The sequence below is a fragment of the Burkholderia sp. MSMB1459WGS genome (assembly GCF_001534535.1).
Taxonomy (GTDB): Bacteria; Pseudomonadota; Gammaproteobacteria; order Burkholderiales; family Burkholderiaceae; genus Burkholderia.
The window spans coordinates 23,167-36,644 of sequence record NZ_LPMU01000053.1 but is presented as its reverse complement, the minus strand read 5'-3'; the positions used below and the strand labels follow the sequence as shown (position 1 = coordinate 36,644).

The 13,478-nt window shown below is 67.5% G+C and carries 9 protein-coding genes; 1 reads left to right on the top strand and 8 read right to left on the bottom strand.

The genetic code is table 11. The annotated features are described in order from the left end of the window. Nucleotides 1–68: 68 nt before the first annotated feature. The 3 genes from ntrC to glnA form a co-directional block, all read right to left on the bottom strand. Nucleotides 69–1,583 (bottom strand): nitrogen regulation protein NR(I), encoded by a 1,515-nt coding sequence (gene ntrC, locus WT97_RS20740; RefSeq protein WP_060034423.1) that lies wholly within the window; start codon nt 1,581–1,583, stop codon nt 69–71. A 46-nt stretch (nt 1,584–1,629) separates the two neighbouring features. Continuing rightward, nucleotides 1,630–2,772 carry a nitrogen regulation protein NR(II) gene (gene glnL / locus WT97_RS20735; RefSeq protein ID WP_060354283.1) on the bottom strand — a complete coding sequence of 381 codons (1,143 nt, stop codon included), beginning with the start codon at nt 2,770–2,772 and terminating at the stop codon, nt 1,630–1,632. 160 nt (nt 2,773–2,932) lie between these two features. Next, nucleotides 2,933–4,348 (bottom strand): type I glutamate--ammonia ligase, encoded by a 1,416-nt coding sequence (glnA, locus tag WT97_RS20730; protein ID WP_034207771.1) that lies wholly within the window; start codon nt 4,346–4,348, stop codon nt 2,933–2,935. Nucleotides 4,349–4,753: 405 nt separating this feature from the next. Between glnA and WT97_RS20725 the strand changes: the two genes are divergently transcribed. Then, entirely contained in the window at nt 4,754–5,218 is a 465-nt protein-coding gene (locus tag WT97_RS20725; protein ID WP_059505726.1) for a rhodanese-like domain-containing protein, read from the top strand. 125 nt (nt 5,219–5,343) lie between these two features. Here the strand turns inward: WT97_RS20725 and WT97_RS20720 are convergent, their stop codons facing one another. The 5 genes from WT97_RS20720 to hrpA all read right to left on the bottom strand — a co-directional run bounded on the left by WT97_RS20720 (nt 5,344) and on the right by hrpA (nt 13,475). After that, nucleotides 5,344–6,156, bottom strand: coding sequence for a molybdopterin-binding protein (locus WT97_RS20720; protein WP_060354282.1), 813 nt, complete (start codon nt 6,154–6,156; stop codon nt 5,344–5,346). After that, on the bottom strand, nt 6,153–6,980 hold the full coding sequence (locus WT97_RS20715; protein WP_059505722.1) for an EI24 domain-containing protein: 828 nt from the start codon (nt 6,978–6,980) through the stop codon (nt 6,153–6,155). Before WT97_RS20715 ends, WT97_RS20720 begins: the two co-directional genes overlap by 4 nt. A gap of 126 nt (nt 6,981–7,106) precedes the next feature. Next, nucleotides 7,107–8,081 (bottom strand): sterol desaturase family protein, encoded by a 975-nt coding sequence (locus WT97_RS20710; RefSeq protein ID WP_060034417.1) that lies wholly within the window; start codon nt 8,079–8,081, stop codon nt 7,107–7,109. 16 nt (nt 8,082–8,097) lie between these two features. Further along, on the bottom strand, nt 8,098–9,087 hold the full coding sequence (locus tag WT97_RS20705) for a beta-propeller fold lactonase family protein (protein ID WP_059505718.1): 990 nt from the start codon (nt 9,085–9,087) through the stop codon (nt 8,098–8,100). A 179-nt stretch (nt 9,088–9,266) separates the two neighbouring features. Next, complete coding sequence (hrpA, locus tag WT97_RS20700) at nt 9,267–13,475, bottom strand: ATP-dependent RNA helicase HrpA (RefSeq protein WP_060354281.1); 4,209 nt, start codon at nt 13,473–13,475, stop codon at nt 9,267–9,269. Nucleotides 13,476–13,478: the final 3 nt, after the last annotated feature.

The window sequence follows — 13,478 nt, the reverse complement described above, 5'->3', positions numbered from 1 at the left end:
GCGAGCAAACCGCGATTATGTCCGATCGCGGCATGCGCGGGCCCGCGCATGCCGCGAATCGTGCTCGGTCAGGGCTCCAGATGGAGTTCCTGGATCTTGCGCGTGATCGTGTTGCGGCCGATGCCGAGCCGCTCCGCGGCCTCGACCTTGCGGCCGCGCGTGAAGTCGAGCGCCTCGCGGATCACGGCCGCCTCGAAGCGACGCGCGAGCTCGTCCATCACGTCGGCAGAGTTCTCGCGCAACAACCGCGCGACTTCGGTGCGCAGCCCGTGCTCCCACATTGGGTAGCCGGCCGGCGCGCTGCCGTTCGCCGCACTCGCGACGGGCGCGGCGGCGGGCGGCGCTGCACCGATCGCGGCAGGCGCTGCCGCGTGGCCACCGCTGCCGTGTACGTCCGCGCCGTCGCCCGACGCGCCGACCGGCGCCCCGGCCGGCACGAGGTCGGGCGGCAGGTCCTTGATCTCGACCGTCTGCGCGGGCGCCATCACGGTCAGCCAGTTCGCGAGATTCTCGAGCTGGCGCACGTTGCCGGGAAACGGCAGCGACGTGAGATACGCAAGCGCATCGTCGGACACGCGCTTCGGCTCGACGCCGAGATCGCGTGCGCTCTTCTGCAGGAAGTGGCGCGTGAGCAGCGCGATGTCCTCGCTGCGTTCGCGCAGCGGCGGCAGGCGCAGCCGGATCACGTTGAGCCGGTGGTAAAGGTCCTCGCGGAACAGCCCCTGCCGCACGCGCGACTCGAGATTCTGGTGCGTCGCGGCGATCACGCGCACGTTCGCGCGCAGCGGGTTGTGCCCGCCGACCCGATAGAACTGCCCGTCCGACAGCACGCGCAACAGGCGCGTCTGCAGGTCGAACGGCATGTCGCCGATTTCGTCGAGGAACAGCGTGCCGTTCTCGGCTTGCTCGAAGCGGCCCTGCCGCGTCGTCTGCGCGCCGGTGAACGCGCCGCGCTCATGGCCGAACAGCTCGGATTCGAGCAGATCCTTCGGAATCGCCGCCGTGTTCAGCGCGATGAACGGCCCGTTCGCGCGCGGGCTGTGACGGTGCAGCGCCCGTGCGACGAGCTCCTTGCCGGTGCCCGACTCGCCGGTGATCAGCACGGTCGCGGCCGAATGCGACAGCCGGCCGATCGCACGGAACATGTCCTGCATCGCGGGCGCCTGGCCGAGCATCTCGGGCGCGTCGGCCACGCGCTCGTCCTGCGGCGCGCCGCCGCGCAGGCTTTCTTCCACCGCGCGGCGGATCAGCTCGACCGCCTTGTCGACGTCGAACGGCTTCGCGAGGTATTCGAACGCGCCGCCCTGGAACGCCGCGACGGCGCTGTCGAGATCGGAGAACGCCGTCATGATGATGACGGGCAGGCCCGGCAGCCGCTCGTGCATCGCCTGCAACAACTCGAGGCCCGAGCCGCCCGGCATCCGGATGTCGGACACCAGTACCTGCGGCGTCTCGTGGTCGAGCGCGGCCAGCGCGTCGCGCACGTTCGCGAAGCTCTTCGTCGCGAAGCTGTCCCGGGCGAGTGCCTTTTCAAGCACCCAGCGGATCGATTGGTCGTCGTCTACTATCCAGATCGGCTTCATAGGTCGGTCAGGTATGGGGAAATCCGGTGAATCGCACTGTCGCCGCTCAATGGCCGAGCGGCAGCAGAATCTGAAATTCGGTACGTCCGGGCCGGCTTTCGACCTCGATCATCCCGTCGTGCTGCTGCACGAACGTCTGTGCGAGCGTGAGGCCGAGGCCGCTGCCGTCGTCGCGTCCGGACACGAGCGGGTAGAAGATCCGGTCGCGGATCTCTTCCGGAATGCCGGGCCCGTTGTCGATCACGTGCAAGTCCAGTGCCAGCCGGTACAGGCGCTTGGCGATCGTCACCTTGCGCGCGATGCGCGTGCGCAGCTCGATCTTCGCGTCGCCCTGCGCGATCCGTTCGCGCAGCGCCTGCGCGGCGTTGCGCACGATGTTCAGCAGCGCCTGGATCAACTGCTCCTTGTCGCCGCGCAGGTCCGGCACGCTCACGTCGTAATCGCGCTCGATCGTGAGCCCGCGCGGGAATTCCGCGAGCATCACCGCGCGTACGCGTTCGCACACTTCATGAATGTTCACGTCGCCGACGATATGCGGATGCCGGTGCGGCTCCAGCAACCGGTCGACGAGCGTCTGCAGGCGGTCGGACTCCTTGATGATCACCTGCGTGTATTCGCGCAACTCGCCGCGCTCGCGCTCGCCCAGTTCGAATTCGAGCAGCTGGGCTGCGCCGCGAATGCCGCCGAGCGGGTTCTTGATCTCGTGCGCGAGGTTGCGGATCAGTTGCTTGTTGACCGCCGTCAGGTCGTGGATGCGCTCTTCCCGATCGGTGCGCGACTGCCGTTCGTTCTCGAACAGCTCGACGAGCACGAAATCGGGTGCGGTCTCGAGGAAGCCGACGATCGCGTGCACATGCAGCGGCTCACGGCCGGGCCGGTCGAGCACGGTATCGAGGTGCGTCGCGTGAAAGCGTTCCTGGCCGATCGCGGTGATCGTCGATGCAAGCTCGTTCGCGTTCGGGAAAATTTCGCCCCATGGCCGCTGCGCGAGCTGCCGCCGCGAGATGTCGAGCATCGCCTCCGCGGACGGGTTCGCGAACGCGATCCGCAGCGTCTTGCGGTCGAGCACGATCACGACCGTCGGCAGCGCTTCGAGCCCCGCCAGCAGACCCGAGCGCGAGAGCCGCTCGTCGTCCGTCAGTCGTTCGGGCTGCCCCGTTTTCGCCTTGATCAGATTCTTCAGAACCATCTGCGTGCTTGTCGCGCCTCACCGGGCAGAAAATGAAAATCGTCGGAACAAAAAAGGGACGGCCGGACGCCGTCCCCTTTCAGACTCCGCCGCTCCCGCCGCACACCACGCGACGGGAACGAACCGGCATGACGGCGCCGAATCGAAGCGCCATCGCCGATTAGAGCGAGTAGTACATCTCGAACTCGATCGGGTGCGTCGTCATGCGGAACTTCGCCAGCTCCTGCTCCTTCAGCCCGAGGTACGCGTCGATCATGCCGTCCGTGAACACGCCGCCGCGCGTCAGGAACTCGCGATCCTTGTCGAGCGCCTCGAGTGCCTGGTCGAGACCCGCGCACACGGTCGGGATCTTTGCATCCTCTTCCGGCGGCAGGTCGTACAGGTTCTTGTCCGCTGCTTCGCCCGGATGGATCTTGTTCTGGATCCCGTCGAGGCCAGCCATCATCAGCGCCGAGAACAACAGGTACGGGTTCGCCATCGGGTCCGGGAAGCGCGTTTCGATACGGCGGCCCTTCGGGTTCGACACGTGCGGAATGCGGATCGATGCCGACCGGTTGCGTGCCGAGTACGCGAGCTTGACCGGTGCTTCGAAGTGCGGGACCAGACGCTTGTACGAGTTCGTCGTCGGGTTCGTGATCGCGTTCAGCGCGCGAGCGTGCTTGATGATGCCGCCGATGTAGAACAGCGCCAGTTCCGACAGGCCGGCATAGCCGTTGCCCGCGAACAGGTTCTGGCCGTCCTTCCAGATCGACTGGTGAACGTGCATGCCCGAACCGTTGTCGCCGACGACCGGCTTCGGCATGAACGTCGCCGTCTTGCCGTATGAGTGTGCGACGTTATGGATGATGTACTTCGACCATTGCGTCCAGTCCGCGCGTTGCACGAGCGTCGAGAACTTCGTGCCGATTTCGTTCTGGCCCTGGCCCGCCACTTCGTGGTGGTGCACTTCGACCGGGATGCCGAGCTGTTCGAGCAGCAGGCACATTTCCGAGCGCATGTCCTGGAACGTGTCGACCGGCGCGACCGGGAAGTAGCCGCCCTTCGTGCCCGGACGGTGGCCCGTGTTGCCGCCTTCGAATTCCTTGCCTGCCGACCACGGCGCTTCTTCCGAGTTGATCTTCACGAAGCAGCCCGACATGTCCGTGTTCCACTGGACCGAGTCGAAAATGAAGAATTCCGGCTCCGGACCGAAGTAGGCCGTGTCGCCGATGCCCGTGCTCTTCAGGTAGGCTTCCGCGCGCTTCGCGAGCGAACGCGGGTCGCGCTCGTAGCCCTTGCCGTCGGCCGGCTCGACCACGTCGCAGGTCAGCACCAGCGTCGATTCTTCATAGAACGGGTCGATGAACGCAGCGCTCGGATCCGGCATGAGCAGCATGTCCGACGCCTCGATACCCTTCCAGCCCGCGATCGACGAACCGTCGAATGCATGACCGCTTTCGAACTTGTCTTCGTCAAACGCCGAAACCGGCACCGACACGTGCTGTTCCTTGCCGCGCGTATCCGTGAAGCGGAAATCGACGAACTTGACGTCCTCGTCCTTCACGAGCTGCATGACGTCGGCGACGGTTTTACTCATAACCTCTTCTCCTGATTGAACAATTCCGGCGGACTGGGAACCGCCTCGTTTATCGAGCTGACCGGGGTCTTGCTTTGGCGCAGCGCGCCCCGATTCGACCGAATTCTATATAGCACCTTCCGTGCCAACCATCGCAAAACCGACGCGGATCGCGCCGGCCCGCGCCGCAGCGGGGCTCGCCTGCGCAATTGCAGGGCCCGGGGCCGCACCGACGCCGACCGGATTGCACCCATACGGTGCAATCTCCGGGGTGCGGCGGCGTGACCGAGTTATTCTGGTGCATGCGCGCAATTCTGCACCTTTTTGGTGAAGCCGTGGCCCGTGCATGCGCCGCAGGCCGCGCGGACGTCCGTACCGCCCCACCGCGCTAGAATGCTCGTTTGACCGATACGGAGACTCCCTGCCATGAGTACGCTGGACCAGCTTTACGCGAAGGCCGACGAACGCCGCGCACAAAGCGCGCTCAACTACGCCGGCGCGCTGCTGCCGGTCGAGGCATTCGAACTGCTGCAGCTCGACCCGTCTGCGCGCCTCGTCGACGTGCGCACGCGCGCCGAGCTCGACTGGATCGGCCGCCCGCTCGTCGGCGACGGCCAGTACCTGCACATCGAATGGACGCGCTACCCGGGCGGCGTGCCGAACGCCGAATTCGTCAACGAACTGAAGGCGGCCCTGCCGGCCGATACGCCGATCCTGTTCCTGTGCCGCAGCGCCGCGCGCTCGAAGCTCGCCGCGGTCGCGGCCGCGCAGGCCGGCTACACGAAGGCGTTCGACCTGCTCGAAGGCTTCGAGGGCGCGAAGGACGCCGAAGGCCACCGCAAGACCGTCGACGGCTGGTGCTTCCGCAAACTGCCGTGGATCGGCGCCTGACGGCGCGCCAAGGCCGCCGGTTGCGACAGCCTCATCGTCGAGCCAGGGGATGACATGCCGATGACGGGCCGCGTTGCGCGGCCCGTTGCTTTTGGTACGGCAGGTACGGCAGCGTGGCAGGCCGCTCAGGCACGCGGCTCAGGCTCGACGACGTCGCCGCCGAGCAGGTGCACGCCTTCGCGCAGCTTCACGAACGCGGCCGCGACCGCTTCCGGCTCGCCCTTCACGCCGAGATCGATGTGACGGCGCGCGTAGATGCCGCCGCGCTCCGCGTCGCCGACGCTCGGCAGGCTGAACACGCGCACGCCCGGGAAATCGCGCTCGATCTTCTCCATCAGCGGTGTGAGCGTCGATTCCGGCAGCTCGAACACGTACAGCGAGCGCTCGGCATGCGGCGTCGCGTGATGCAGATGCGCATACTGCGTATCGAGCACCCATTCGATCATCGGCCACGCCATCACCGGGAAGCCCGGCACGAAATGGAGATGGCCGACCGAGAAGCCGGGAATCCGGTTGTAGCCGTTCGGGATGATCGTCGCGCCGGCCGGGAACACGCCCATGTTGAAACGGTGCTGGTTCTCCGGCGACTCGAAATCGACCGGTGCGGCCGGATCGGCGTGCATCTCGCGGATCCGCTCCGTAATCAGCGCCTTCGCTTCCGGATGCAGCTCGAGCGGCACGCCGAGCGCGGCCGCCGCGCACTGGCGCGTGTGGTCGTCCGGCGTCGCGCCGATCCCGCCCGTCGAGAACACGATGTCGCCCGACGCGATCGCGCGCGCGAGCGTCGCCGTGATGCGCGCCGGATCGTCGCCGACGTATTCGGCCCAGTCGAGCGCGAGGCCGCGCGCGCCGAGCAGCTCGATGACCTTCGCCAGATGCTTGTCCTGCCGGCGGCCCGACAGGATTTCGTCGCCGATGATGATGATGCCGATGCTCATGCCTGCCCCATGTCGATTGCGGTGGCGCGCGCACTCGCGCGCAAGTCTTCCAGCGCGCGCAGGCAGTAGTGCCCGAACCACAGCGCCGAGAAGACGAGGATGAAAGCGTAAACCCAGATCATGGCGGCCGCGACGAACGGGAACAGCACCATCATCCAGACCGACGACACCCACACGAAGGTCGGCACGGTGCCGAGCAGCCCGGTCGCGACGCCGATGCCGATCAGCGGCCAGCGGTGCCGGCGCACGAGCGCGCGACGCTCGTCGCGGCTCGCGTGCAGCGCGAGCGCATCGTAGGTCATCACGCGATACGTGAGCCAGCCCCAGATCACTGGCGGCAGCAGCGCGAAAAACGGCGGAATCAGCCACAGCGGGATCGTGACGACGAGCAGCACGACGCCGACGAGCGCCGCGCCGAGCGAATTGAACACGCTGCCGAGGAAGGTGCCGCCCCGCTTCGGCTCGAGCGCCGCGAACTGCCGGTTCGACAGGTGCTTGATCACGACCGGCATCGAGATCGTCGCGATCAGCAGCAGCACGGTCAGCACGATCAGCGGAATGGCGAGCGACACGACCACGAACGGCGCGACGACCGCATGCAGCTGCGACATGCCGATCGCATCGAACGCGCGATACAGCGCGGCCGTCAGCACGAAGCCGTCGAGCGCGCCGCGCGCGAGGTCCAGCAATGTCTGCCACGAGAACCACAGCACGGCGCCCCACAGCAGCGCCGACACGACGAACGGCATCAGGGTGAGCCACAGCATGCGCGGATGCAGCGCGCTGACGAGCGCCCGGACGAAGGAACGCAGCAAATCGTTCATGCGAGCCTATGGAGTCTGGATTGACGGAGAAAAACGGGGAAAGGATAAACCACGCGGCCCGCATGCGCCAAAGCGCATGCGGGCCGCGTGCAAGCGTCGTTCGACGGGAAAGCGGACGGATCGGGATCAGGCCGACGCCGCGCCGCGCTTCGCGGGGAACAGGCGCCGGAAGATCCGCACGAACGCCAGGCCGTGCTGCGACCAGAAGCCGTCGCCATAGGACACGCCCTCGATCTGCTCGCGGATGCCGGTCGGCTCGACCGTGCGGTTCCACGACGCGGTGCCGAACATCATGTCCCACCACGGAAACAGCACGCCGAAGTTGCAGCCGTACTTGGTGCCTTCGTGGCCGTAACCGACCGCATGGTGCCGGCGGTGGAAGATCGGGCTGACGAGCAGGCGCTCGCCGATGCGGCCGTACGACAGCCGCGCATTCGTATGCTGGATGCTCTGCAGGAAGTTGGTGACCGCGGTCAGCACGACGAACTGCGACGGCGTCACGCCGATCACGAGCGCGATCGCCGCGAAAAAGCACGACTGGAGCACGTCGTCGAGCAGGTGGTTACGGTCGTCGCACCACAGCGACATCTGCCGCTGGCTGTGATGGACTGCGTGCAGCTCCCACCAGATGCCGAACTTGTGCTGCCAGCGGTGATACCAGTAGCCGGCGAAGTCGAGCACGACAAGGTAGATCGCGAACGCGACGATCGGCTGCGAAGTCACGCCCGGCCACAGATAGTCGAGGTTGACGTTCGCGACGCCATGCAGGCGCAGCCACGCCTGGAAGCTGTCGAACACCGGCTGCAGCGCGAAGAAGAAGAACAGCGTGTAGATGCCGAGCTTCGAGATCGCCGTGTAGATCACGTCGACCCGCACCGCGCGTCGGTTCGTCCAGCGCTCGACCGGCAGCAGCGCCTCGAGCGGGCGCAGCAGCGCGAACATCAGCACCATCTGCAGCGCGCCGATGATCACCCAGTACAGCGCGTCGTAGGTGTCCTCGTCATAGTCCATCAGGTTGAACTTGAAGAGGAGCGGCTGCACGACATCGACGTACAGCCAGGTCTGGATGTCCGACACGAACGCATCGATCAGGTGCAGCATCGTTCGCCTCCGCCCGTCACGCGCCGTTCGCCGCCTTCCACGGCGCGCGGTCGTAGAAGTAGATGCCGTGCGGCGAGCGGCCGACGGCAATCGTCTGCACCAGCTTGCGCGAGGCCAGATCGATGATCCCGACCTTCTTCGCGAAACGGAACGTCACCCACAGCGTCTTCTTGTCGGCGGACAGCTCCATGTCGTCGGGGCCCGGCAGCAGGCCGGTGATGTCGCCGACGTTGGTGAGCGTGTTCTCGTCGATGATGCTGATCGTGTTCGCGACGCGGTTCGTCACCGCGACGTGCGTGCCGTCGGCGAGCGAGCGGAAGTTGTGCGCGCCCTTGCCCGTGTAGATCTGCTTGACGACCTTCTGGTTGCGCCAGTCGACGACCGCGACGTAATCCGCGCCGGTCATCCCGACCAGCAGGAATTTGTCGTCCGGCGTGAGCCACAGGCCGGCCGGCACCTTGCCGACCTTCATCTTCCATTTGACCGTCTGCGTCGGCAGGTCGATCGCCGCGATCTCGCCGGACACCTGCAGCGACACGAGCAGCGTCTTGCTGTCCTTCGTGAACGCGAGGTGGCTCGGCATCACCGCGAGCGGCACGCGCTTCACGAGGTGCAGGTCGCGGCCGTCGTAGCCGTAGATGTCGACGCGGTCGAGCCGCAGGCCGGCCGCCGCGAACCACTTGCGGTCGGGCGAGAAGCCGAGCTGGTAAGGATCGTCGATCCCTTCGACGGTGCGCTGCAGCTTGCCCGTCTTCGGATCGAGGAACATCAGGCTGTTCGAGACCGAATTCGCGACGATCAGCGACGCGTTGTCGGGCGTCGCCATCAGATGGTGCGGTTCCTTGCCGGTCGGCATCGTGGAAACGACTTCGCGGGTCTGCTGGTCGATCAGGGAAAGCGTCGCTTCGGCCGAATTGAGGACGATCACGTTATTCGCGTGTGCGGCAGGCGCCAGCACGGCGGCGGCCAGCGCAAGCGTGCGGCCGAAGGAAAGGAAAGTGCGCATGAAGACTCACGTCGTGGAACAGCTGTCATTGTAGAACGTTCGGCGGGCCCCTCCGGTTGACCCATGCCGGTATTGCGCCACTTCGACGCACGCCCCGCCTGCCGGACGAACGCCGCGGCAGGCGGCTGCGGTGCGGGCCCCGGGCGGCCGCCGAGGCGGCCCGGCAAACCGATGTTGCGCTAGCGCTGCATCGACTCCCAGACCTTGTGCAGACGCTTGACAGAGACCGGCATCGGCGTGCGCAGTTCCTGCGCGAACAGCGAAATCCGCAATTCCTCGAGCAGCCAGCGGAATTCCGCGAGCCGCGCATCGGCGACGCCGCCGCGCTGCGACACCGCGCGCTGGTACTGCTGGGCGAGCGGCAGCAGCTCGGCCGACTGCTTCGCGTCGCGCGCCGGGTCGGCCTTCAGCTTGTCGATCCGCAGCGCGATGCCCTTCAGGTAGCGCGGGAAATGCGCAAGCTGCGCGTAAGGCGTGTCGATCACGAAGCGCTTGCCGACCAGCGCGGCCAATTGCTGCTGCAGGTCCGCATGGGCCTGCGCGAACGGCTTCGCCTGCGCGAGCTTCTTCACGAGGCCCGCGTATTCGGCCAGGATCTGCCCGACGAGCCGCGCGATTTCCTGCGCGAGCAGGTTCAGGCGGCTGCGGCCCTCGTCGCGGCGCGCGTGGAAGCTCGCGTCGTCGTCGGGCAGCGGGTCCTGCAGGCACGCGCGATCGAGCGCCGTGTCGATCAGCTGGTCGCGCAACTCGTCCTGCGTGCCGAGCGACATGTACTGCATCGCCATCTCGCGCAGGCCCGGCAGGTTCTTTTCCAGGAACTTGATCGGCTCCTTCAACTGCAGCGCGAAGAGCCGCCGCAAGCCGGCCCGGTGGATGCGCGCGGCCTCCTCCGGCGAATCGAACACCTCGACGTCGCAATGCGTGCCACGGTCGACGAGCGCCGGATAGCCGTACAGCGTCTGGCCGCGCCGGCGGATTTCCAGCAGCTCGGGCAGCTTGCCGAAATTCCACGTCGTCAGGTTCTCGTACAGCGCCGTCGCGCCGGTTTCCGCCGCGGCGGCCGTCTGCGGCGCCGCGCCCTTGCCGGCCTTCGCGCCGCGGGCAGGCACCCCGGCCGCGACACCCGACGCGGGCGCGTGGCCGAGCGCCTGAGCGGCGTCGGCGTCGCCGCCGGTCGCGAGCGTCGACGCCGCCGCGATCTTCTGGAACTGCTGCTGCGCCTGCGCGCCCAGCTCCTGGCGGAGCTGCGCGAGATTGCGCCCCATCGCGAGCTGGCGGCCGTGCTCGTCGATCACCTTGAAATTCATGAACAGGTGCGCGGGCAGCGTCTCGAGCTTGAAGTCGGCCGTTTTCATCGCGACCTGCGTCTCGCCGCGCACGTCGGCGATCAGCGCCTCGACGAGCCCGCCCGCACCGAAGCGCTCGCGGCCCATCCGCTCGACGAAGCCGGCCGCGTACTCGGGCAGCGGCACGCAGTGCCGGCGCAGCTTCTGCGGCAGCGACTTCAGCAGCAGTTGCACCTTTTCCTTCAGCATCCCCGGCACGAGCCACTCGCAGCGGCGCGCGTCGACCTGGTTCAGCGCGAAGAGCGGCACCGCGAGCGTCACGCCGTCGCGCGGCGTGCCGGGTTCGAAGTGGTACGTGAACGCCATCTCGACGCCGGCCATCGTTGCGCGCTTCGGAAACAGGTCGGTCGTCACGCCCGCCGCCTCGTGGCGCATCAGGTCGTCGCGCGACAGGTACAGCAGCCGCTGCTTGTCCTCCGCCTGGCCGCCCTTCTTCACCTCGTCGCGATACCAGCGCTCGAACGCGGCGCCCGTGTGGATGCCCTCCGGAATCGCCTGGTCGTAGTACGCGTAGATCAGCTCGTCGTCGACCAGCACGTCCTGCCGGCGCGACTTGTGCTCGAGCTGCTCGATGTCGGCGAGCAGCTTGCGGTTGTGCGCGAAGAACGGCAGTTTCGTGTCGAACTCGCCTTCGACCAGCGCGCCGCGGATGAACAGCTCGCGGGCGCGCGCCGGGTCCTGCTTGCCGAACGCGACGCGCCGCCGATGGTAGATCGGCAGCCCGTACAACGTCGCGCGCTCGAACGCGCTGACCTGCGCCGGCCGCTTTTCCCAGTGCGGTTCCGACAGCGATTTCTTCAGCAGGTGCGCGCCGATCTTCTCGACCCATTCGGGCTCGATCTTCGCGAGGCAGCGCGCGTACAGCCGGCTCGTCTCGACGAGCTCGGCCGCCATCACCCAGCGGCCGGCCTTCTTCGCGAGCGCGGAGCCCGGCCACAGGTAGAACTTGATGCCGCGCGCGCCGAGGTAATGCGGATCGTCGTCGGCCTTCATCCCGAGGTTGCCGAGCAGCCCCGTCAACAGGGCCAGATGGATCTGCTCATAGGTGGCCTCGACTTCGTTGAGCCGCCAGCCGTGCTCGCGCACGACCGTCAGCAACTGCGAATGGACGTCGCGCCATTCGCGCAGCCGCAGATGCGACAGGAAGTTCTGCCGGCACGCGTCGATGAGCTGGCGATTCGACTTCTTGTGCGCGACGGCCTCCTCGAACCACGCCCAGATCTTCAGCCACTGCAGGAATTCGGAGCGCTCGTCGGCGAACCGGCGGTGCGCCTGGTCGGCCTGCTCCTGCGCTTCGATCGGACGATCGCGCGGGTCCTGCACGGACAGCGCGCTCGCGATGATCAGCACCTCGCGCAACGACTGCTGGTCGCGCGCGGCGAGAATCATCCGGCCGACGCGCGGATCGAGCGGCAGCCGCGCGAGCTCGCGGCCGAGCGGCGTCAGCGCGTTGTCGTCGTCGACCGCGCCGAGCTCGTTGAGCAACTGGTAACCGTCCGCGATCGCGCGGCCGGGCGGCGGTTCGAGGAATGGGAACGATTCGATCGCGCTCAGGTGCAGCGACTTCATCCGCAGGATCACCGACGCGAGCGACGAGCGCAGGATTTCCGGGTCGGTGAAGCGCGCACGCGCCTGGTAGTCGCTTTCCTCGTACAAGCGGATGCACACGCCGTCGGCCACCCGGCCGCAGCGGCCCGCGCGCTGGTTCGCGGCCGCCTGCGAGATCGACTCGACCTGCAACTGCTCGACCTTGTTCCGGTACGAATAGCGCTTCACGCGCGCGAGGCCGGTGTCGACCACGTAGCGGATGCCCGGCACCGTCAGCGAGGTTTCGGCCACGTTGGTCGCAAGCACGATCCGCCGCGCGTTCGACGCCTTGAACACCTTGTCCTGGTCGGCCGCCGAGAGCCGCGCGAACAGCGGCAGGATCTCGGTGTGCGGCGGATGGTGCTTGCGCAGCGCTTCGGCCGCCTCGCGGATCTCGCGCTCGCCGGGCAGGAACACCAGCACGTCGCCGGGGCCTTCGCGACACAGCTCGTCGACCGCGTCGACGATCGCGTCCATCAGGTCGCGTTCGGCTTCGCGCGCGGTCTTCACGCGATCGCGGCCGCCCGTACCCTCGGCGTTCTTCACCGCCGGGCGATCCTCGGCCACCGGGCGGTAGCGCATCTCGACCGGATACAGCCGCCCGCTCACCTCGATCACGGGCGCCGGGCGTGCGTCGGTGCCGAAATGGCGCGCGAAGCGATCGGCGTCGATCGTCGCGGACGTGACGATCAGCTTCAGGTCCGGCCGCCTCGGCAGGATTTCCTTCAGATAGCCGAGCAGGAAATCGATGTTCAGGCTGCGCTCGTGCGCCTCGTCGATGATCAGCGTGTCGTACGCCTTCAGCAACGGGTCGGTCTGCGTCTCGGCGAGCAGGATGCCGTCGGTCATCAGCTTGACGGACGCACCCGGCGCGAGATTGTCGGTGAAGCGCACCTTGTAGCCGACCACCTCGCCGAACGGCGTGCCGAGTTCCTCGGCGATCCGGCGGCCGGTCGACGATGCGGCCAGGCGCCGCGGCTGCGTATGGCCGATCAGGCCCGTGCCGCCGGCGCCAAGGCCGCGGCCGAGATCGAGACAGATCTTCGGCAATTGCGTGGTCTTGCCCGAGCCGGTTTCGCCGCAGACGATGACGACCTGATGACCGGCGATCGCACGCGCGATTTCGTCGCGCTTGCCCGACACGGGCAGGCTTTCCGGGTACGTGATCGGCGGAACGGGATTCGGCGGGACGGCGGCGCGCGGCGCACGCTCGCGGCGCGGGGCCCGCTCGCCCGTCGGCTGCGGCGCACCCTTCGCGGCCGACTGGCGCGCGTCGCCGCGCCGTTCGTCATTGCGCGGCCCGCGCGGCGCGTGTGCCGGCGTGCCCGCCGGCTTGTCCTGCTGCTGGCGCGGCGGCTGGCCCGGCTGCTCGCGCGCGTCGGCCGCACCATCCGGGTGCTTCGCCGACGGCGTATTGGCCCGCGTCGGCGCGGGACTTTTAGAAACATTCGACATGGG

What these genes read in the sequence shown, in the direction of transcription:
- glnA (WP_034207771.1), bottom strand. Translation starts at nt 4,348, where the DNA reads ATGAGTAAAACCGTCGCCGACGTCATGCAGCTCGTGAAGGACGAGGAC.
- ntrC (WP_060034423.1), bottom strand. Translation starts at nt 1,583, where the DNA reads ATGAAGCCGATCTGGATAGTAGACGACGACCAATCGATCCGCTGGGTG.
- WT97_RS20725 (WP_059505726.1), top strand. Translation starts at nt 4,754, where the DNA reads ATGAGTACGCTGGACCAGCTTTACGCGAAGGCCGACGAACGCCGCGCA.
- hrpA (WP_060354281.1), bottom strand. Translation starts at nt 13,475, where the DNA reads ATGTCGAATGTTTCTAAAAGTCCCGCGCCGACGCGGGCCAATACGCCG.
- glnL (WP_060354283.1), bottom strand. Translation starts at nt 2,772, where the DNA reads ATGGTTCTGAAGAATCTGATCAAGGCGAAAACGGGGCAGCCCGAACGA.
- WT97_RS20715 (WP_059505722.1), bottom strand. Translation starts at nt 6,980, where the DNA reads ATGAACGATTTGCTGCGTTCCTTCGTCCGGGCGCTCGTCAGCGCGCTG.
- WT97_RS20710 (WP_060034417.1), bottom strand. Translation starts at nt 8,081, where the DNA reads ATGCTGCACCTGATCGATGCGTTCGTGTCGGACATCCAGACCTGGCTG.
- WT97_RS20720 (WP_060354282.1), bottom strand. Translation starts at nt 6,156, where the DNA reads ATGAGCATCGGCATCATCATCATCGGCGACGAAATCCTGTCGGGCCGC.
- WT97_RS20705 (WP_059505718.1), bottom strand. Translation starts at nt 9,087, where the DNA reads ATGCGCACTTTCCTTTCCTTCGGCCGCACGCTTGCGCTGGCCGCCGCC.